At 40.0% G+C, this 18,345-nt stretch carries 21 protein-coding genes and 2 pseudogenes; 16 read left to right on the top strand and 7 right to left on the bottom strand.

Annotated elements, in window-relative coordinates; translation table 11 throughout:
• Positions 1–6 precede the first annotated feature (6 nt).
• Positions 7–441, bottom strand: a complete 435-nt coding sequence (locus tag AQPE_RS20015) for an RrF2 family transcriptional regulator (RefSeq protein ID WP_318348268.1) — start codon at positions 439–441, stop codon at positions 7–9.
• Positions 442–666: 225 nt separating this feature from the next.
• Here AQPE_RS20015 and AQPE_RS20020 point away from each other — a divergent pair, with 225 nt between their 5' ends.
• From AQPE_RS20020 to AQPE_RS20090, 15 genes and pseudogenes are all read left to right on the top strand, one after another.
• Positions 667–1,005, top strand: a complete 339-nt coding sequence (locus tag AQPE_RS20020) for a cupin domain-containing protein (protein ID WP_318348269.1) — start codon at positions 667–669, stop codon at positions 1,003–1,005.
• A gap of 108 nt (positions 1,006–1,113) precedes the next feature.
• A complete protein-coding gene (locus AQPE_RS20025; protein WP_318351332.1) occupies positions 1,114–1,614 on the top strand; it encodes a TetR/AcrR family transcriptional regulator in 501 nt (166 codons plus the stop codon).
• Positions 1,611–2,021: a hypothetical protein gene (locus AQPE_RS20030; protein ID WP_318348270.1), complete on the top strand. Its 411-nt coding sequence runs from the start codon at positions 1,611–1,613 to the stop codon at positions 2,019–2,021. Before AQPE_RS20025 ends, AQPE_RS20030 begins: the two co-directional genes overlap by 4 nt.
• Positions 2,022–2,078: 57 nt before the next feature.
• Complete coding sequence (locus AQPE_RS20035; protein WP_318348271.1) at positions 2,079–2,609, top strand: TetR/AcrR family transcriptional regulator; 531 nt, start codon at positions 2,079–2,081, stop codon at positions 2,607–2,609.
• A 42-nt stretch (positions 2,610–2,651) separates the two neighbouring features.
• A pseudogene (locus AQPE_RS20040) lies at positions 2,652–3,350 on the top strand (TolC family protein); the annotation flags it as partial.
• Positions 3,351–3,520: 170 nt separating this feature from the next.
• The gene (locus AQPE_RS20045) at positions 3,521–3,994 is read left to right on the top strand and encodes a TolC family protein (protein WP_318348272.1); all 474 of its coding nucleotides are present in this window, start codon (positions 3,521–3,523) and stop codon (positions 3,992–3,994) included.
• 153 nt (positions 3,995–4,147) lie between these two features.
• The gene (locus AQPE_RS20050; protein ID WP_318348273.1) at positions 4,148–4,783 is read left to right on the top strand and encodes an efflux RND transporter periplasmic adaptor subunit; all 636 of its coding nucleotides are present in this window, start codon (positions 4,148–4,150) and stop codon (positions 4,781–4,783) included.
• A gap of 32 nt (positions 4,784–4,815) precedes the next feature.
• Positions 4,816–5,073, top strand: coding sequence for an efflux RND transporter periplasmic adaptor subunit (locus tag AQPE_RS20055; protein ID WP_318348274.1), 258 nt, complete (start codon positions 4,816–4,818; stop codon positions 5,071–5,073).
• Positions 5,074–5,184: 111 nt separating this feature from the next.
• Positions 5,185–5,544 carry an efflux RND transporter permease subunit gene (locus AQPE_RS20060; RefSeq protein WP_318348275.1) on the top strand — a complete coding sequence of 120 codons (360 nt, stop codon included), beginning with the start codon at positions 5,185–5,187 and terminating at the stop codon, positions 5,542–5,544.
• Positions 5,541–6,442: pseudogene (locus AQPE_RS20065) on the top strand (efflux RND transporter permease subunit). Before AQPE_RS20060 ends, AQPE_RS20065 begins: the two are co-directional and overlap by 4 nt.
• Positions 6,443–6,587: 145 nt before the next feature.
• Positions 6,588–6,938 (top strand): hypothetical protein, encoded by a 351-nt coding sequence (locus AQPE_RS20070; protein WP_318348276.1) that lies wholly within the window; start codon positions 6,588–6,590, stop codon positions 6,936–6,938.
• A 227-nt stretch (positions 6,939–7,165) separates the two neighbouring features.
• A complete protein-coding gene (locus tag AQPE_RS20075; RefSeq protein ID WP_318348261.1) occupies positions 7,166–7,981 on the top strand; it encodes a DUF2249 domain-containing protein in 816 nt (271 codons plus the stop codon).
• Complete coding sequence (locus AQPE_RS20080) at positions 7,982–8,410, top strand: hypothetical protein (RefSeq protein WP_318348277.1); 429 nt, start codon at positions 7,982–7,984, stop codon at positions 8,408–8,410. It begins immediately after the preceding gene.
• Positions 8,407–9,258, top strand: coding sequence for a hypothetical protein (locus AQPE_RS20085; protein WP_318348278.1), 852 nt, complete (start codon positions 8,407–8,409; stop codon positions 9,256–9,258). Before AQPE_RS20080 ends, AQPE_RS20085 begins: the two co-directional genes overlap by 4 nt.
• A 7-nt stretch (positions 9,259–9,265) precedes the next feature.
• A complete protein-coding gene (locus AQPE_RS20090) occupies positions 9,266–9,574 on the top strand; it encodes a metal-sulfur cluster assembly factor (RefSeq protein WP_318348263.1) in 309 nt (102 codons plus the stop codon).
• Positions 9,575–9,580: 6 nt separating this feature from the next.
• On the opposite strand, the gene narI is transcribed toward AQPE_RS20090, so the two are convergent.
• The 6 genes from narI to AQPE_RS20120 form a co-directional block, all read right to left on the bottom strand.
• A complete protein-coding gene (gene narI / locus AQPE_RS20095) occupies positions 9,581–10,276 on the bottom strand; it encodes a respiratory nitrate reductase subunit gamma (protein WP_318348264.1) in 696 nt (231 codons plus the stop codon).
• A 5-nt stretch (positions 10,277–10,281) separates the two neighbouring features.
• A complete protein-coding gene (narJ, locus tag AQPE_RS20100) occupies positions 10,282–10,911 on the bottom strand; it encodes a nitrate reductase molybdenum cofactor assembly chaperone (protein WP_318348265.1) in 630 nt (209 codons plus the stop codon).
• A gap of 1 nt (position 10,912) precedes the next feature.
• Positions 10,913–12,403, bottom strand: a complete 1,491-nt coding sequence (gene narH, locus AQPE_RS20105; RefSeq protein WP_318348266.1) for a nitrate reductase subunit beta — start codon at positions 12,401–12,403, stop codon at positions 10,913–10,915.
• A gap of 22 nt (positions 12,404–12,425) precedes the next feature.
• A complete protein-coding gene (locus AQPE_RS20110; protein ID WP_318348267.1) occupies positions 12,426–16,157 on the bottom strand; it encodes a nitrate reductase subunit alpha in 3,732 nt (1,243 codons plus the stop codon).
• 71 nt (positions 16,158–16,228) lie between these two features.
• Positions 16,229–17,242, bottom strand: coding sequence for a tellurite resistance/C4-dicarboxylate transporter family protein (locus tag AQPE_RS20115; RefSeq protein ID WP_318351331.1), 1,014 nt, complete (start codon positions 17,240–17,242; stop codon positions 16,229–16,231).
• 94 nt (positions 17,243–17,336) lie between these two features.
• A complete protein-coding gene (locus AQPE_RS20120; protein ID WP_318348268.1) occupies positions 17,337–17,771 on the bottom strand; it encodes an RrF2 family transcriptional regulator in 435 nt (144 codons plus the stop codon).
• 225 nt (positions 17,772–17,996) lie between these two features.
• Here AQPE_RS20120 and AQPE_RS20125 point away from each other — a divergent pair, with 225 nt between their 5' ends.
• Complete coding sequence (locus AQPE_RS20125) at positions 17,997–18,335, top strand: cupin domain-containing protein (protein ID WP_318348269.1); 339 nt, start codon at positions 17,997–17,999, stop codon at positions 18,333–18,335.
• Positions 18,336–18,345 lie beyond the last annotated feature (10 nt).

Below are 18,345 nucleotides of genomic sequence, written 5' to 3' on the forward strand. Positions count from 1 at the left end.
CTGTGTTTATATCAACTTAAGATTTTTCGAAAGATCCATCTGATATTTTTCTTTGAGATCAGCAAATGTTGTATTTGTGAGAGTCTCAATCATTTTTGAACGTGCTTCCCTCCATGGTTCATGCATAATACATGGTTTATCAACAATACAGCAACTGAAGCCAAGAATACAGTTACATATTGCATCAATTCCTTCCAGTTTATTAATAACAAGGGCCAGATTTATTTCCTTCAACTCTTGGGCAAAAACAAAACCACCATTTCGTCCTGATGAACTTTTAAGAAATCCATGCTTCGATAAATCGGTTAACAAGCTTCTGAGATAGCGACGAGGAATATTTAATTGCTGGTGAAGGTATTCTGCAGAATACATATTCTCATTCCGGGTTGCCATAAACCCGAGAACAGTAAGTGCATACTCTGTGGTTTTATTAAGAATCATATATTACTACCTTTTTATAGTATTTAATTCAAAGTTAAAAATAAAAAGGTATTTCAGAGTTTATCTACTTATAAATCTCAGCAAACAATTTCATTTCAAACAAGTAATAATATGTCTTTATAAAATAATAAAGATATCTCTTGCACATTAATAATTTTTAATCTTATCTTTGTGTGTGAATATTCACTAACTACATAATCTATAGATAATATAAAATTTTAAGTTATGAAGATTATTAAATATCATGATCAAGTGGTCAAAGAAACGCCACACAAAGTTGACGTAAGAGAGATGTATAGTACGGAATCAGCAACCGCTACGATTATCACATTAAGATCTGGAGAAAGTTTAAAACCTCACAAAACACCGGTTGATGTATTTTTCTTTATTTTTGAAGGATATCCAACAATTCATATTGGTGAGGAAAGCGAAGTTTGCGAGATTGATTCTCTTGTTGAAAGTCCTGCTAACGTTGTACATTTTCTCAGTAATAATTCGGATAAAGTAGCCCGGATTCTGGTAGTAAAAGCGCCAAGGCCCAAGATTTTAAGCAAAGTTCTTTAACTAATACCTGAATATCAACATGGAAATTACATCCCGTCAATTGGAGATTATTGAGGCAGCTGGAAAAATACTAACATCATCAGGTGTTAGTGGGTTGACCATAAAAATCTGGCTAAAGAAATGGATTTTTCTGAAAGCGCAATTTACAGGCACTTTACCAGTAAAGAGGAAATAATCTTAGCGATGCTGGAATATCTGGCAAGAACAATCGATGAGCACCTACAGAATGCTATTCCAATTACTGATGATCCGAAAGCGAAATTTGTTGCCATGTTCCAAAGTCAGTTTGCGTTTTTTGAAAGTCATCGACACTTCGTTGTGGTTGTTTTTTCCGATGGCTTATTGAAAGAAAGTCAAAGTATTAATGAAGCGATCCTTAAACTGCTCGGGATTATTGTGAAAAATTTATTTCCGATATTGCTTGAAGGACAGAATAAAGGAGTGTTTTCAAATAGTGTTCCTTTGGAGGATCTGATGTACATTTTAATGGGGGCATTCAGGTTACAGATGTTCAGATGGAGATTAGAGGATTTCCAGTTTGATATAATTGAAGCAGGAAACAAAATGATTCAATCTGTGCTTACATTAATTCAATCCCAAAAATTATGAAAGAGGTATTCTCATTCCTGGCCGCTGGAATCTTGGCTGCATTTGGCTTTCTGGCCCTATTTCTCAGTATCTCTGTGATATTTGATTTATTTGACTTTAGATCACAAGAAGGCAATTATGTTCTGTTTATAGGTTGGATAAATTTCATTAGTAGTTTGTTCTATCTATTTGCTACTTATGGATTCATAGAGAGCAAGAAATGGACAGCAAATCTCATGGGTATTTCCTCCGTTATGATCATTCTTGTTTTTTTAGGGTTGCTATTTCACATCAACTCTGGATGTATACATGAAAACAAAGTTATTGGGGTTATGACCTTCAGGATTATCGTTTCAATAGTTCTTACAATATTTGCTCATTATTCAATAAATGAATACAGTAAGCTTGAAAGCCATAAAGCACAATAAACGTTTTTCTATTTTTTTACCTATTAAGGTTAGTGAATATTCACTAATGTCTAAAGTATGGATATCAATAAAAGTAATATTGTAGAAATAGCAGGAGCAATCATTAACGAGGCAGGAATAGATGCTTTATCGGTTGATGCCTTAATAAAGAGGATTGGGATTTCGCGTAACGATCTTTTAATTTATCTAGGAGCGGATGATGATATCTTAAAATTCATGTCCTTGAGCCTGGAAGATGAAATACAGCAATTGATTAAAAATGTGGCAGCTATGAATCTCTCACCTGAAAAAGAGCTTGAGAATTTATTTAAAAGTCTTTATGAATTCTTTGGTCAGAAATCATATTATCTGCATGTGCTGTTTTCTTCAGAAATAACTGAAAATGATGTTGCTATTCAAAGGGTATTACAAAGAATAAAGCATAATGTTAAAGCTTATTTGTCAACAGTTTTAGATAGGGGTAAGAAAATAAGAGTCTTCAATAATAAGGTAGAGACGAGATATCTGGTCGAAAATATTCTGGGCCGCTTTCGTTTGTTCATGAGCGACCAACAGCTGACAAACAAAATGATTCGAGATCTAAATTAATAAGAGCCAATAAGGAATAAATACGAATTAAAATAATTAGAAATGATTACATCAAGGGAAAAGCTATCAAGATTTAATTTACTAAAAGTTCTGCTATTGGGGATTATCCTGTTTATAGGTTTTCTAACAAAAGCTCAAACGTTTACACTGGAGCAATGCATCGACACTGCATTGCAGTATAACCGAACCATCAAACTATCACAGCAGGATGTTTTTCAGGCCAATGAGAAAAACAAGGAAACCAAAGGCAATCTGTTTCCAAAACTGAATGGGATAACTGATTATCGCTATTATACCGACTTACCTTATCAGCTGATGCCTGCTGATGCTTTTGGAGGTCCTGCCGGAACTTATAAGGAAGTACAATTTGGTGTGCCGCAAAGCCTGAATACCAATCTGCAACTAACGGTGCCCATTTACAACCCAACAGCTTTAGGTGCGATAAAAACTACCCGGATAGCCAGTGAACTTTCTGAAGTTCAGAAAAGGAAAACAGATGAAGATGTGGTGCTGGAAGTTTCAAATGCTTACTACAACGCACAGATTCTATTGAATCAACTGGCTTTTTTGGACAGCAACATGATCAATACCAATAAACTACTGCAAACAACCACGTTGCTGCACCAACAGCAGATTGCAAAAGGAACTGATGTGGACAGACTCCAATTACAGTTGGATCAGTTAGCCAATCAAAGAAAAACCGTTTTTTCGCAGCAGCAGCAAGTGTTAAATGCACTCAAATTTCTGATGGGAAAACCAATTTCTGATTCCATCCAGGTTGCAATAACTGAAAACACTTTGGTTCAATTGGATCCTCAGATTCAAGCGACTACAGACATGAAGTTGATTGATAAAAATTACAATTTAATTACGCTGAACTTAAAGGGCTTCGTAATTCAAAATTGCCTTCGTTGGGTGCTTACGGAGTTTATGGTACGACTGGCTATGGCAATACTGGCGCCAATAGCTTTTTCAATTTTCATCCAATCGGTTATGTTGGCGCTCAACTGTCGATCCCACTGTTTAATGGCACGATTACAAAACACAAGATTGTACAAAAAAAGATAGATATACAGAAAACAAATATTCAGAAAGAACTGGTATCAGAAAAATCGAAACTCGACCTGATTAATGCCGAAATGCAATATACGCTTGCAAACCAAAACATTGCAACAGTTAATGATCAAATAAAACTGGCAAAAAAGATTTACAACAATACCGTGCTGCAAAACAAACAAGGAATGGCAACCATTACTGATTTGCTACTGGCCGACAATTCATTACGCGAAGCACAGCAAAACTACATCGTTGCAATGGTAAATCTTCGAAAGGCTGAATTGGAATACAAACGGGTAACAGGAAACCTTATGGCAATTAAAAATTAAAAATCACGAATTAAAAATCAAGGAAATGAAAAAAACGATCATTTATATAATTGTGGCATTGGCTTTAATCTCCATAGTGGTAATTCGCCTGAAGACCAACAAGAAACCACTGTAAACAGGGTTTATCAATACAACAAAGAACAGGCAATTAATGTGCAGGCCATCACGCTGAAGCTTGAAAGTGTTAAAAATGATATTTCTTACACGGGAACCTTTGAACCCAACAAAGAAACAAGAATAAGCGCGGATATTCAGGGAAAAATTAATTCGGTTTTGGTGGATGTTGGAAGTGCGGTCCGAAAAGGTCAGGCTTTAGTTCAACTGGACAACTCCTTACTGGAACTGCAATTACAAACCATTGAAATTCAGATTGAAGGATTGGAAGCGGATGTAAAACGATATACCGTACTTGCCAATGCCGATGCCATTCAAGGTGTTCAGCTGGAAAAGACCGAATTGTCCTTTAAATCAGCTAAAGTACAGAAGGCTACTCTAACGGAGCAAATCAATAAAACGATTATTACAGCGCCATTCAGCGGAATTGTTACCGCGAAACTAACAGAAGAAGGAGCCTTCTCGGCACCAGGTATTCCTTTACTCCAAATCACAGATATCTCAAGCCTGAAGTTTACTGTAAATGTTCCCGAACAGGAGTTAAGTCAGTTCGAAACCAATCAACAATACGCTCTTTCCGCAGATGCTTATCCGGAAACGGTGTTGTCGGGAAAGGTGATCATGACAGGCAGCAAAGCCAATATGGGGAATAGTTTTCCGGTACAATTTCAGTAAACAACACCGCCGATTTAAAAATCAAATCAGGAATGTTTGGAAATGTACAGTTGAAAAACAAGGCAGAAGAAAAGTTAATCATTATCCCGGCATCTGCAATCGTTGGAACAAACATTCAACCACAAGTTTTTCTGGTCAAAAATGGTAAAGCCATTCTTCAAAATATCACCACTTCAAACCGGTTTCAAAATAAAGTACAGGTTTCAAGTGGGTTAACCGAAGGCGATGTAATTATAACCAACGGGTTTATCAATCTTTTTGATGGCGCAAATGTGACAATTAGCAATTAAGTATCATGAACATTACAAAAATAGCAATCAATCGTCCATCGCTGATCATCGTTCTTTCAGCGTATTCGCCCTGTTGGGGATCATTGGATTTACAAACCTGGGTATGAACTGTTGCCAGACTTCAACCAGCCGGTGGTAGTAATAAAAACAATGTATCCGGGTGCCGAACCCAATGAAGTAGAAACCTCTGTTTCCAGAAAAATAGAGGACGCCTTATCGAATCTCGAAGGTGTCGATTATTTGGAGACCAAGTCGATGCCCAATGCTTCCGTTATTATTGCCAACCTAAAATACGGAACGAACCTGAGCATTGCCATGCAGGATGCCCAGCGGTATATCGACAATATTAAAAAAGATCTACCGGCAGACATTTTGAGTCCGGTGATGACCAAGGTTTCGCCCAACGATTTACCCATTATATCGATCAGCGCAACAAGTCGCTTGCCTGCTACAGAGTTTTATCAAAAATGAAAGATGAGTATCTTCCACAAATTCAGCAATTGAAAGGGGTGGCAGAAATTACTCTGCTTGGCGGAGAAGAACGGGAAATTCAAGTGAAGGCTGATCAGGATAAACTGAAACTGTACAAAATATCACTATATCAGGTTGTAGAGGCCATTAACCGCTCAGGAATTGATTTGCCTGCCGGTAAAGCGCAAACTGATAAAGAAAGTAATTCAGTTCGTCTGACAGGAAAGTTTTCGAACGTAAATGATATCATGAATGTTCAGGTAGCTATGCCTGGGCCGGGAATGCCGGTTTATGTAAAAGATGTGGCAACTGTTATTGATGGGGTAAAAGAAATAAGTTCGGTTAGCCGTTACAATGGCGTAAACGGAATAGGTCTTTTATTGAAAAAACAAGGCGATGCCAACGCGGTAGAAGTTTCAAAATTAGTCACACGAAACTCAAACAAATTGAAAGTGCAAACTCCAACTACGGGGTGAAATTTGATGTTGCCGATGATTCAACCGACATGACCATTGCGGCAGTAAATTCAGTAGTCGATGACCTGATTCTGGCTGTAATCCTGGTTTCATTGGTTATGTTCCTGTTTTTACGAAGCTACCGGAACTCTTTGATCGTATTAATTGCAATCCCGACCTCATTAATTACCGCGTTTGCAGTTATGTGGCTGATGGGCTTCACCTTAAACCTGATGACCTTGCTGGCCATGTCGTTAATTATCGGAATCCTGGTGGATGATGCCATCGTAATTCTGGAAAACATTCAGCGACACCTCGATATGGGAAAAGACAAGGAAACCGCGGCATTGGAAGGGCGTATGGAAATTGGATTTCAGCCATTTCAATTACGCTGGTCGATGTGGTTGTATTCTTACCGATTCTGTTTTTGCAGGTATTTGTAGCCGATATGCTGAAACAATTTCAATCGTTGTAATAACATCAACACTTACCAGCTTATTGGTGGGTTTTACCTTGGTGCCATGGCTAGCTTCACGAATAGGCAAAAAGGAAGATTTACAACGACCAACTTCATGAACCGTTTTTGCTTTGGTTCGAAAACAATTAACAACATTCATCGATTGGTACGGACGTCAGTTAGAATGGGTTCTTAGCCATAAACTTATTTTTTCCGGAATCGTTATTTTCCTTTTGGTAATGACGGGGGTGATGATGAAACAAGGCATTATCGGAAAAGAAATGATGTCGACCGGAGATCAGGAAAGTTCGTTGAATCTGGAATATGATAAAACTACAACCGTTCAGGAAAACAATATCAGAACGCAACGAGTTGAAAACTTTATCCTTCAGCAACCTGAAGTAGCTACACTTTTCAGCAACATTGCCGGGCCAAGCACAGGTATCGGAAGTTTAGGGGTGGGCTCTGCCAATATCTCGTAAGCTTGAAATTGGCCCTTTTCGTGGTTATGCTACTAGTTGGTGGAATTCATGATTTTTATTTTGGCATGAAATCGATTGATGAATGCAACAATCATTAGGAAAGAAATTCAAATGTTAGCACGGTGGACCGGAATGCTTAATCTGTTGCTGGCCTTAATTATTGCCTTTCTGGGCATTGCGATATCGCGAGGTGGATTCTGAAGTTTTGATAAATAAATTCTGGAAAAATGAAAATTAACAGCGAAACAAAAATATCAGTTCTAATTAAAGAAAACTCAAACGCAATTGAAGCTATCGTTTCTGTCAACCCTCATTTTAGCAAATTAAGAAATCCATTGCTCCGTGGAATATTAGCTTCAAGAACCAGTATTGGAGATGCTGCCCGAATTGGAAAATGTGACATTGAGGTTCTTTTTAAATCACTTGCTGAAATAGGTTTCGAGATTGAAAAAGATGCGATTTTGAAAGAAGAGAAAATAGAGCAATCTGCAAATTCCGAAATTTTAAACGCCATTAAATTGGCCAAGGTGACCTCGTTGGATGTCAGGCCAACTTTGGAAAGAGGTGGAGACCCATTCAATGAAATAATGGGCGAACTAATGAGGCTTCAGGATGGATACGCATTGGAAGTTATCAATACGTTTGAACCAACGCCACTGATTAAAATAGCGAATGCCAGAGGATATTCGAGTAGGATTGAAACAAAAGAAGATGCCGTTTACACTTATTTCTTTAAAGTGGGCGAAGCCAAAGAAGAAGCCCGTTCCAGCAACCTGGTTTTCCGGGTTTCTGTGTCAGAACATGAAGAAAGAAGGGCCAAATGTAAAAAGGATATTCGTGAAATTGATGTTCGCGACTTAGAGATGCCATTACCCATGGTCACTATTTTAAAAGAGTTAGAAGAGTTGAAAGAAAACGGTGCACTCTATGTGCATCATAAAAAAGTGCCTCAATATTTATTACCCGAATTGGCTGAACGGAATTTTAAGACCTGGATTGCCGAGGTGGACGAAAACAACGTTAAACTTTTAATTCATAAATAAATGAACCAGATAGCCAGCCAAAATGCCCCATCACCAAAGGTAGTTATTCCCCATTATGCTTTCGGGGGACTGACCTGGCTCGTGGTAACCCTGCTAATCGTATTTAATCCTGAAGCTTTCACACAACATTTTTTTAATCCTGAATTACTTGCCATAACCCACTTGTTGGTGTTGGGTTGGATTACCATGATTATTTTTGGAGCCTTGTACCAGTTGCTTCCGGTCATTATGGAAGTGAAATTATACAGCGAGCCATTTGCAATAGCTTCATTTATCTTGCTGGGCTTGGGTACTATTTTGCTGGCTTTCTCTTTCTGGCAATTTTCATTTGGTGCCATCATGTTTGTTGCGGCAACATGTGTTGTTGTGGCTGTTGGATTTTTGTTGCCAATGTATTGTTTACTGCACATTCTTCCACTAAAAAAGTGATTGATAGAACCTTCATCATTACTTCAGTAATATGGCTGTTATTCACGGTGTTGGCCGGTTTAGCCCTGGCCATTAACCAGGTTCACCCGTTTTTGAAAACTTCGCAAATCGAACTGTTAAAACTGCATTCCCACGCCGGGATTGTTGGATGGTTTATTCAGTTGATTATTGGCGTCAGCAGTAAATTGTTGCCTATGTTTATGGTGTCTCACCACGTAAATACCAAGAAGTTAAGTGTTGCTTATTACGCTATTAATATTGGGCTGATTGCAGGACTCGTGTCGTTGTTTCTGCAGATGAAATTTGGTATCGTAATGAGTGCGATTATCATCGTGCCGGGTATTTTTAGTTACCTGTCATTTATTTATGAAGCCTATACAAAAAGGGTGAAAAAACAACTTGATATCGGGATGAAACAAACGGCCTTTTCCTTTTTGATACTGGTTATTCCATTCTTCCTGATTTTCACTCTTCTGTTTAATTTCGAATTCCTGAACAACCTGACGCTACCCCTTTCAGTGGCTTATGGAAGTGCAATTGTAATTGGGTTTATTACTTCACTGGTCATGGGGCAAACATACAAAACCTTGCCTTTTATTGTCTGGCTGAAAGTCTATCGGGGGCGGATTGGGAAAGTGGTATTGCCCTTACCGAAAGACCTTTATTCTGAAAAAGTAGCCATTGCCCAGTTATGGCTTTTTGCTGCAGGGTTTGTTTTATTACTTCTCGGAATTTCAACAACTATTGTTAATCTATTGATTATGAGCGGTATTAGCCTGTTTTTGTCGGCCGCGCTTTATAACTTTAATCTGTTCAAAATCATATTTCATAAACCAGAAAATAAATAGTTTCATTATGAATACGGAAGAAAAAAATATTTTTGAATTGCTCAAAGGAGTTGTTGATCCGGAATTAATGGTAAACATTATTGATCTGGGATTAATTTATGGCGTGACTTATAATGAGCCGGAACATAAAATCGATATAGATTTAACCCTCACCTCGCCCGGGTGCCCGATGGGCGGCTTGATCATTGAAGATGCCCAACAGTTGATCGAATCCAGTTATCCCAATTTTGAAGTCAAGATTAATCTTGTATGGGAACCCATGTGGTCAATTGAAAATCTTACAGAGGCAGGTAAAGAAGCTTTAGGCCAGATATAAGATGCTTCAGGCTGGCCGTTTTGTAAATCCGCGCCTTACCAGTTGATAACCCGATCTGAAAAAATAAGCAAGCGGCATCACAAACATGTGCATGAGTTTCGTGTAGGGGAAAATCATAAAAATGAAAAGTCCCGTTACTATGTGCAATTTGTAAATAAGGCTATGTCCTGCAATTACTACACCTGCATCTGGTTGAAAAGTAATAACCTTTTGCGCCCATTCACCTAAAGCGGCATAGTTTTCAACGGAAGATCCGGCAGAAATGGCTACAGAGATCAACCCCAGTCCCATTTCAAATAAAAGCAAAGCGATCAAGAGGATATCCGCAATTGAACTGTTTATTCTGATCCGTTGGTCCTTAAGTCGCCTGACGAGAAGTATCGTTATTCCGACCACGGCGGCGGTGCCAAAAACAGACCCCATTATAACTGCCAATATCTTTTTTGTTGCAGTGGTCATAAACAGGTGATAAAAATGTTCAGGAGTAAAAAGGCCCATAAAGTGTCCGATAAAAACCAGGATAATGCCATAATGAAACAAATTGCCTCCCCATCGCTGGCCTTTCTTCGAGAGAAACTGGCTCGATTCAGCTTGTAATGATTTTGATGTTTTTACTATTCGAGTGATAACACCAAACCAGAAAAGAGTCATGGCGATGTGTGGCAAATAGGTGAATAACAGGTTGTTGATATAATTATCCATAAACATTATGATTTACAATTTAAACAAGCATTTTCGTCTCCGAATGTTACGGGCTCTTCTTCGTAAGCTTCATCAATACTGATTTCAGGCATTTCTGTTTCCATTTTTTCAATCCGGGCTTCGGCGGGTTTGCGGCCAGATAATTTGATGATGGCAGATAAAAGATATTTATATGGATTGTCCTTATCTTCCAGCTTTTTGTGAATAAAGCCTACAATATCAATAATCTCAGAAAGATAATCCATAGCCTTTGATTGCGTTTGCATGGCAAGGAATTCGAGAAATACAGGCAGATAATCAGGTAATTCCGGACGGTTTATATTTAATCCATTTTCATTGTAAAGACCGATCAGGTCAACCATGGCCTGACCGCGGTCTTTTGAATCGCCATGTACATGCTCAAACAGGTAAAGAGAAACCGAGCGCGAATAATCGAACAGTTGAACATAGTGCTCTTGCCAAAATGTCAGTGGCTTTTTTGCAAAAAAGTCAACAAAAATGTCTATTCCGGAAATGGCTTCGGCGTTCATCAAATTCTCCTCCTTAAGTGAAGAATTAACCTGAGGTAAAAAGTCATAAATTTCCTCGTTGGGATAAGTAATCAACAGCGAAATTATTTTATAAGTTTTCAGCATTTTACATTCCTCCAAATAAGTTTTTCAAACGACTTTCCATGCTGCCGCACCCTTCTCCATCACTGAACCCACACTCAGCCTTATCGCCAAAGGCATCAATAGCATATTCCTTATGTGACACGGGAATTACAAAGCGGTCTTCGTAATCGGCAATGGCCATGTAGCGGTACATCTCTTCGACCATTTCAGCCGTCAGGCCTGTACCAGATAATACCCCTTCATCTTCACTGTTTTCAACAGTTTTACTCCTCATGAACGCACGCATGGCCAGCATTTTTACCAATGCTTCCCTTACCGGCTTTTCATCGCCTGCAGTGAACATATTGGCCAGATATTTAACAGGGATACGCAGCATATCTACATCCGGAATAATGCCATTGAAACCCAGTTTTCCACTTTCAACTTCTTCCTGGATAGGCGATAAAGGCGGGGTGTACCAAACCATCGGTAAAGTTCGGTACTCGGGATGAAGTGGAAAAGCTACTTTCCACTCGACTGCCATTTTGTAAACAGGCGATTTTTGAGCTGCATCGATAAAATTATCGGGAATGCCTTGTTTGCGGGCTTCTGCTATAATTTCAGGATTATGGGGATCAAGGAAAATACCGATATGGGATTGATACAAATCAACCGGATTTTCGGAAGAGGCTGATTCCTTGATTTTTTCGGCATCGTAAAGCATTACGCCGATATACCTGATTCTTCCAACGCAAGTTTCGCTACAGATAGTTGGTTCCCCGTTTTCAATCTTCGGATAACACAGCGTGCATTTCTCAGAACGTTTGGTTTTCCAGTTGAAATAGATTTTTTTGTATGGACAGGCGCTCACGCACTGACGCCATCCCCGGCAACGATCCTGGTCGATGAGCACAATGCCATCATCTTCACGCTTGTAAATGGCACCTGAAGGGCAGGCCGCCACACAGGTCGGATTGAGGCAATGTTCGCACAGGCGCGGCAAATACATCATGAAGGCGTTCTCGAACTTGCTGTATATCTCTTTGTCAATGTCATCAAAATTCTTCTCTTTACTGCGTTCTTCAAATGCACCCCCCAGATCGTCTTCCCAATTTGGACCTTTCTCGATCTTCTCCATCGGAAGTCCGGTAATCATTGAATGAGGCCTGGCTGTAGGTGGTGTAGCAAACTTTCCAGATGAATGTAAAATACTGTAGTTGAAGGTGAACGGTTCGTAATAGTCATCGATCTGAGGTAAGTACGGATTTGAAAAAATGTTTTTCATGATACCTGTCTTATTCCCCATACGCGGACGAAGCTTCGATTTATCGAGTACCCAGCCACCCTTCCATTTGTCCTGATTTTCCCAGTCGGTGGGATAACCCTGTCCTGGTTTAGTTTCAACATTATTAAACCAGGCATATTCCATCCCTTTGCGGGTTGTCCATACGTTTTTACAGGTAACCGAACAAGTATGACAGCCAATACATTTGTCGAGGTTTAATACCATTGCAATTTGAGCCTGTATTTTCATAATCTAATGAGTATTAAACGTGTTAATGTTTTACTTCTTCGTCTTTCCATTCCACTTTCTTCAGTTTGCGGACGACCACAAACTCGTCACGGTTTGATCCGATGGTTCCGTAATAATTGAATCCATATGACAATTGAGCATATCCGCCAATCATGTGTGTTGGCTTCAGGCATAATCGCTCTACGGAGTTATGCACACCGCCGCGATTACCCGTTAACTGACTAATCGGCATATTTACAGTTCGTTCCTGGTTGTGATACATGATCAGTGCACCGACAGGAATCCGCTGAGATACAATCAGCCTAGCTACGGATGCTCCGTTGCTGTTAAAGACTTCAATCCAGTCATTGTCTTTGAGTCCAATGCTGGCGGCATCTGTTTCGCTCATCCAGGCTACCGGACCTCCGCGGCCTAGTGTGAGCATGACTAAATTGTCAGACCACGAAGAATGGATGGTCCATTTATTATGAGGTGTCATAATGTTTATGACCATGTACTCGTCCTCCTTTTCCGCTTTACCTAGTACTTCAAGAATTGATTTGGTGTTGATAGGCGGTTTGTAAGTGACCATATTCTCCCCAAATGCAATCATCCACGGATGATCCTGATAAAGGGTTTGCCGTCCGGTGAGTGTTCGCCACGGGATCAGTTCATGCACATTGGTATAACCAGCATTGTACGATACCTTTTCGGAATCGATGCCGCTCCATATAGGAGAAGTGATGATCTTTCGAGGTTGCGAAAGCAGGTCGCGATAACGTATTTTTTCCTCCTCGCGGCCTAAAGCCAGATGCGTGTGTTTGCGTCCTGTAATTGCTTCCAGCGCTTTCCAGGCTTTCATGGCAACCGCGCCATTGGTCTCAGGAGCCAGAGAAAGAATAACCTCAGCAGCCTGAATGTCCGTTTCAATCTTCGGAAGACCTTTGGTTTCACCTTCTTCACTTTTGGTATTATTAAGGAGTGCAAGCAGGTCTATTTCGGCCTCTGTGTTCCAGTTAATTCCTTTACCACCATTGCCCAGAGTCTTCATCAGTGGCCCCAGACTGGTGAACCGATTGTAAGTTTCCGGATAATTACGTTTCAGAGTGATTATTTTTGAGAAGTTGATTCCGGGCTTTATTTCTAAATCCGAATTTTTCCAATCTTTTGCGTCGGTAGTCTCCGATAACTCCATCGGAGTATCGTGTTGAAGCGGAAGCAATACAATGTCAGTCTCGTTGTCAAGATGTCCTTTAGCCAGTATTGAAAATTTTTCTGCCAACCCTTTAAATATATCCCAATCTGTTCGGGATTCCCATACAGGATCAACTGCCCGTGAAAATGGATGAATAAATGGGTGCATGTCGCTGGTACTCAGATCGTTTTTTTCGTACCACGAAGCGGCCGGAAGCAAAATGTCTGAATGCAATCCGGTGGTTGACATCCTGAAATCGAGGCTTACCAGCAGATCAAGCTTTCCTTCCGGGGCATCGTCGTGCCATTTGACTTCGGAAGGTAAGGTCTGTCCCAATTCTTTCAGATCGTTGCCCTGAACGCTATTTTGTGCTCCCAGCAAGTGCTTCATAAAATATTCCATTCCTTTTGCGCTTGACCCCAACAGGTTCGATCTCCAAACAAAAAGGTTGCGCGGGAAGTTGGCTGGATTGTCGGGATCTTCGGAGGCCAAAGTCAGTTTCCCGCTTTTTAATCGCGAAACCACATATTCTTCTGAAGTCACACCTGCAGATTCTGCTTCTTTGGCAATTGTTAACGGATTTTTGCTCAGTTGCGGAGCACTCGGTAACCAACCCATGCGCTCTGCGCGAACATTGCAATCGATGAGTGAAAGATTTTCCCATTCCGACTTATTGGTAAGAGGAGAAAGCAATCCGTTTAGTTTCACTTTCTCATACCTCCATTGGTCAGTGTGCATATACATGAATGAGGTGGTATTCATTTGCCTTGGCGGACGGTTCCAGTCGAGGGCAAATGCCAGTGGTAACCAACCTGTCTGAGGCCTGAGTTTTTCCTGACCAACGTAATGAGACCAACCACCGCCCGACTGGCCGACACAACCACAAAATACCAGCATGTTGATAGCGCTCCGGTAAATCATATCAGTATGATACCAGTGGTTGACTCCGGCCCCGATAATAATCATTGACTTTCCTTCGGTAGCCGCCGCATTCTCAGCAAATTGTCTGGCGGTAGAGATGATGTGTTGAGCTGGAACTCCGGTAATTTTTTCCTGCCATTTTGGAGTAAAAGGCAGGTCCTCGTCATAGCTTTTTGCTGAATTCGGGGCATCAAAACCACGGTCAATTCCATAGTTGGCAACCATCAGGTCGAATACAGTGCAGGTATAAATTTCACCCTGAATGGTTTTGATTTTTCTGACCGGCACTTTGCGTTCAATAATATCGTCGTGGCCTGTTGCCGAAAAATGTTCGTGTTTAAAAGTCGAGCCTCCAAAATAAGGGAACTGCACATGAATCACTTCATCATGCTTTTCAAAAAGTGAAAGTTCAGGAATAATATCGGCGCCGGTTTTGCTGTCCTTTAGCTCGAGATTCCATTTTTGTTTTTTCTCCCATCGCGATCCGATCGTCCCGTTTGGCACCACATAGTTGCCCGACAGTTCGTCGAGTAAAACAGGTTTCCATTCCGATTTTTCACCTATAACGGGCATATTTTTAAGATCACTGGCCCTGAGAAGAGTTCCACTCATATATTTCCCGTCTTTTTTCTCAATCTTAACCAGAAAAGGCAAATCAGAATATTGACGGGCATATTTCTCAAAATAGGGTGTTTTTTTATCCAGATAAAACTCTTTCAGGATCACATGTCCCATGGCCATACCCAAAGCAGCATCGGTGCCTTGTTTGGGTTTCATCCATAAATCGGCAAATTTAACGGCATCGCTGTAGTCGGGGGCAATAACGATCGATTTTGTCCCTTTATAGCGAACCTGAGTATAGAAAGGAGAATCAGGTGTGCGTGTAAGCGGAACATTAGATCCCCAGAGCATCAGGAATGATGAGTTGTACCAATCAGCGCTTTCAGGAACATCGGTTTGCTCTCCCCATGTTTGTGGCGATGCCGGTGGCAGATCGCAATAGAAATCATAGAAACTTAGCACGGTTCCTCCGATTAGGCTCAGGTAGCGCGTGCCGGCCGCATAAGAAACCATCGACATGGCAGGAATAGGGGAGAACCCTGCAAGTCGATCGGGACCATAAGTTTTTATCGTATAAATATTTGCAGCTGCAATGATTTCGTTTACTTCATCCCATTCGGCACGAATAAAACCTCCCAGACCACGTGCTGCTTTATACTGCTTTGAAATTACCGGGTTGCTGACTACTGCTTCCCAGGCTTTTACCGGGTCGGAGAGGCGAGCCTTTGCTTCCTTATATGCAGTCAGCAATTCTCCGCGGATCATGGGATACTTAACCCGGTTTGCACTATATAGGTACCATGAATAACTGGCGCCCCGAGGACAACCGCGCGGTTCGTGATTGGGCATTCCCGGCCGTGTACGTGGATAGTCGGTTTGCTGGGTTTCCCAGGTCACAAGCCCATTCTTTACAAATATTTTCCACGAGCAGGATCCTGTACAGTTTACTCCATGAGTGGAGCGAATAACCTTATCGTGCTGCCAGCGATTACGGTACATACGCTCCCAATCGCGATTTTCACTTGTAATTGCGAGGTGTTTGTCTTTGGTTTTTTCTACTTCTTTGCTGAAATAAAAAAGTTTATTTAACAGGCTCATGATGGTAGTTGTAAATGAAATAATTATAAACCGAATCTTTGACCATACTAATGTACAAAAACCCTATCTGACTACGAATGTATTTTTGCAGGAATATAATCCCGTATGATTGCATAAAACATACCTATTGTACATATACTCCATGTGACAAGTGCAACGTAAACAAAAACAGAGGGAATCTTCATCAAGAAAGGTAGGTCAAGCGCCTGCGAAAGTCTGTAAGTGCATACGGTGTACATACCCAAAGGGAAGATCATTCCCCAGTATTGTGGATGATATTTAATAGGAAAATGTTTAAATATATGACGCCAGATACCTAAGATGACTATAAGCGGAATCCACCAGGTACCTATTGCCCAGAAGAAGAGAGTGAATCCCTTTAAAAATGGAAGTATAGAGGTTAGAAAATTCATTTTGAAAGCATTTAAAATAAGCATCGATCCTGCCAGTGTTGATATGGCCACGGCTCCCATATTAATCCAGTAAGGAGGAGCAAACTCTTCGGCTTTCATTTTGAAAAACGACATCCGATAAACAATCAGTGTTATCACGATGATATAAAACATACAGCCACAAAGAAACATGACAAGTGAGAAAAAGAATACTTCTTCATACCCAAACGGCAGATAACCTGCCAGTTGGGTCCCCAAAATAGAAATTGATTGTGTGGATACAATGAATAACAGCCACACCCCGCTGATTGCATCGTTGATAGCAGGTTTTCCTCCATTGACGGTAATAATAGTGAATATTAGATACATGAGAATGAACCAGGCAACGGTACCCGTATAATACAAAAGAGAAGCAATGTGCAGATTGCCTGAGATCAGTACAAATTGGGTCCCGAGAACACAACTACCGGCTACAAAAGTAAGTAAACCCGGACCTTTTGCATGGTCACTGGTATCGGCCTTAAACTCTGGGAAATAGATGATTATCCTCAATAAGTACATGATGCAAAGAAAAATGTAGGCCGCCATATTGAAGTAAAAGAGCAGCTTGGCAATGAGATGGAAACTAAATAGATGAGCAGCAATAGAAACAATACCCGTAGCCATTACAAGTGCAAAATATGCAATATGCATATTCTTTAAGCCGGATAGAAATGTATTGGTAAAAGGCGTAGTTTTATTCAATTTGAAAAATTTGATTAAAAGTGGATGTATTGATTAACTGTGTTTATATCAACTTAAGATTTTTCGAAAGATCCATCTGATATTTTTCTTTGAGATCAGCAAATGTTGTATTTGTGAGAGTCTCAATCATTTTTGAACGTGCTTCCCTCCATGGTTCATGCATAATACATGGTTTATCAACAATACAGCAACTGAAGCCAAGAATACAGTTACATATTGCATCAATTCCTTCCAGTTTATTAATAACAAGGGCCAGATTTATTTCCTTCAACTCTTGGGCAAAAACAAAACCACCATTTCGTCCTGATGAACTTTTAAGAAATCCATGCTTCGATAAATCGGTTAACAAGCTTCTGAGATAGCGACGAGGAATATTTAATTGCTGGTGAAGGTATTCTGCAGAATACATATTCTCATTCCGGGTTGCCATAAACCCGAGAACAGTAAGTGCATACTCTGTGGTTTTATTAAGAATCATATATTACTACCTTTTTATAGTATTTAATTCAAAGTTAAAAATAAAAAGGTATTTCAGAGTTTATCTACTTATAAATCTCAGCAAACAATTTCATTTCAAACAAGTAATAATATGTCTTTATAAAATAATAAAGATATCTCTTGCACATTAATAATTTTTAATCTTATCTTTGTGTGTGAATATTCACTAACTACATAATCTATAGATAATATAAAATTTTAAGTTATGAAGATTATTAAATATCATGATCAAGTGGTCAAAGAAACGCCACACAAAGTTGACGTAAGAGAGATGTATAGTACGGAATCAGCAACCGCTACGATTATCACATTAAGATCTGGAGAAAGTTTAAAACCTCACAAAACACCGGTTGATGTATTTTTCTTTATTTTTGAAGGATATCCAACAATTCATATTGGTGAGGAAAGCGAAGTTTGCGAGATTGATTCTCTTGTTGAAAGTCCTGCTAACGTTGTACATTTTCTCAGTAATAATTCGGATAAAGTAGCCCGGATTCTGGTAGTAAAAGCGCCAAGGCCCAAGATTTTAAGCAAAGTTCTTTAACTAATACCTG

It is taken from the genome of Aquipluma nitroreducens (assembly GCF_009689585.1).
Lineage (GTDB): Bacteria > Bacteroidota > Bacteroidia > Bacteroidales > Prolixibacteraceae > Aquipluma > Aquipluma nitroreducens.

Coding starts and splice junctions, on each gene's coding strand:
- AQPE_RS20035 (WP_318348271.1), top strand. CDS start 2,079: ATGGATATCAATAAAAGTAATATTGTAGAAATAGCAGGAGCAATCATT.
- AQPE_RS20115 (WP_318351331.1), bottom strand. CDS start 17,242: ATGCATATTGCATATTTTGCACTTGTAATGGCTACGGGTATTGTTTCT.
- AQPE_RS20015 (WP_318348268.1), bottom strand. CDS start 441: ATGATTCTTAATAAAACCACAGAGTATGCACTTACTGTTCTCGGGTTT.
- AQPE_RS20075 (WP_318348261.1), top strand. CDS start 7,166: ATGAAAATTAACAGCGAAACAAAAATATCAGTTCTAATTAAAGAAAAC.
- AQPE_RS20125 (WP_318348269.1), top strand. CDS start 17,997: ATGAAGATTATTAAATATCATGATCAAGTGGTCAAAGAAACGCCACAC.
- AQPE_RS20020 (WP_318348269.1), top strand. CDS start 667: ATGAAGATTATTAAATATCATGATCAAGTGGTCAAAGAAACGCCACAC.
- AQPE_RS20055 (WP_318348274.1), top strand. CDS start 4,816: ATGTTTGGAAATGTACAGTTGAAAAACAAGGCAGAAGAAAAGTTAATC.
- AQPE_RS20030 (WP_318348270.1), top strand. CDS start 1,611: ATGAAAGAGGTATTCTCATTCCTGGCCGCTGGAATCTTGGCTGCATTT.
- AQPE_RS20120 (WP_318348268.1), bottom strand. CDS start 17,771: ATGATTCTTAATAAAACCACAGAGTATGCACTTACTGTTCTCGGGTTT.
- narH (WP_318348266.1), bottom strand. CDS start 12,403: ATGAAAATACAGGCTCAAATTGCAATGGTATTAAACCTCGACAAATGT.
- AQPE_RS20110 (WP_318348267.1), bottom strand. CDS start 16,157: ATGAGCCTGTTAAATAAACTTTTTTATTTCAGCAAAGAAGTAGAAAAA.
- AQPE_RS20080 (WP_318348277.1), top strand. CDS start 7,982: ATGAACCAGATAGCCAGCCAAAATGCCCCATCACCAAAGGTAGTTATT.
- narJ (WP_318348265.1), bottom strand. CDS start 10,911: ATGCTGAAAACTTATAAAATAATTTCGCTGTTGATTACTTATCCCAAC.
- AQPE_RS20090 (WP_318348263.1), top strand. CDS start 9,266: ATGAATACGGAAGAAAAAAATATTTTTGAATTGCTCAAAGGAGTTGTT.
- narI (WP_318348264.1), bottom strand. CDS start 10,276: ATGGATAATTATATCAACAACCTGTTATTCACCTATTTGCCACACATC.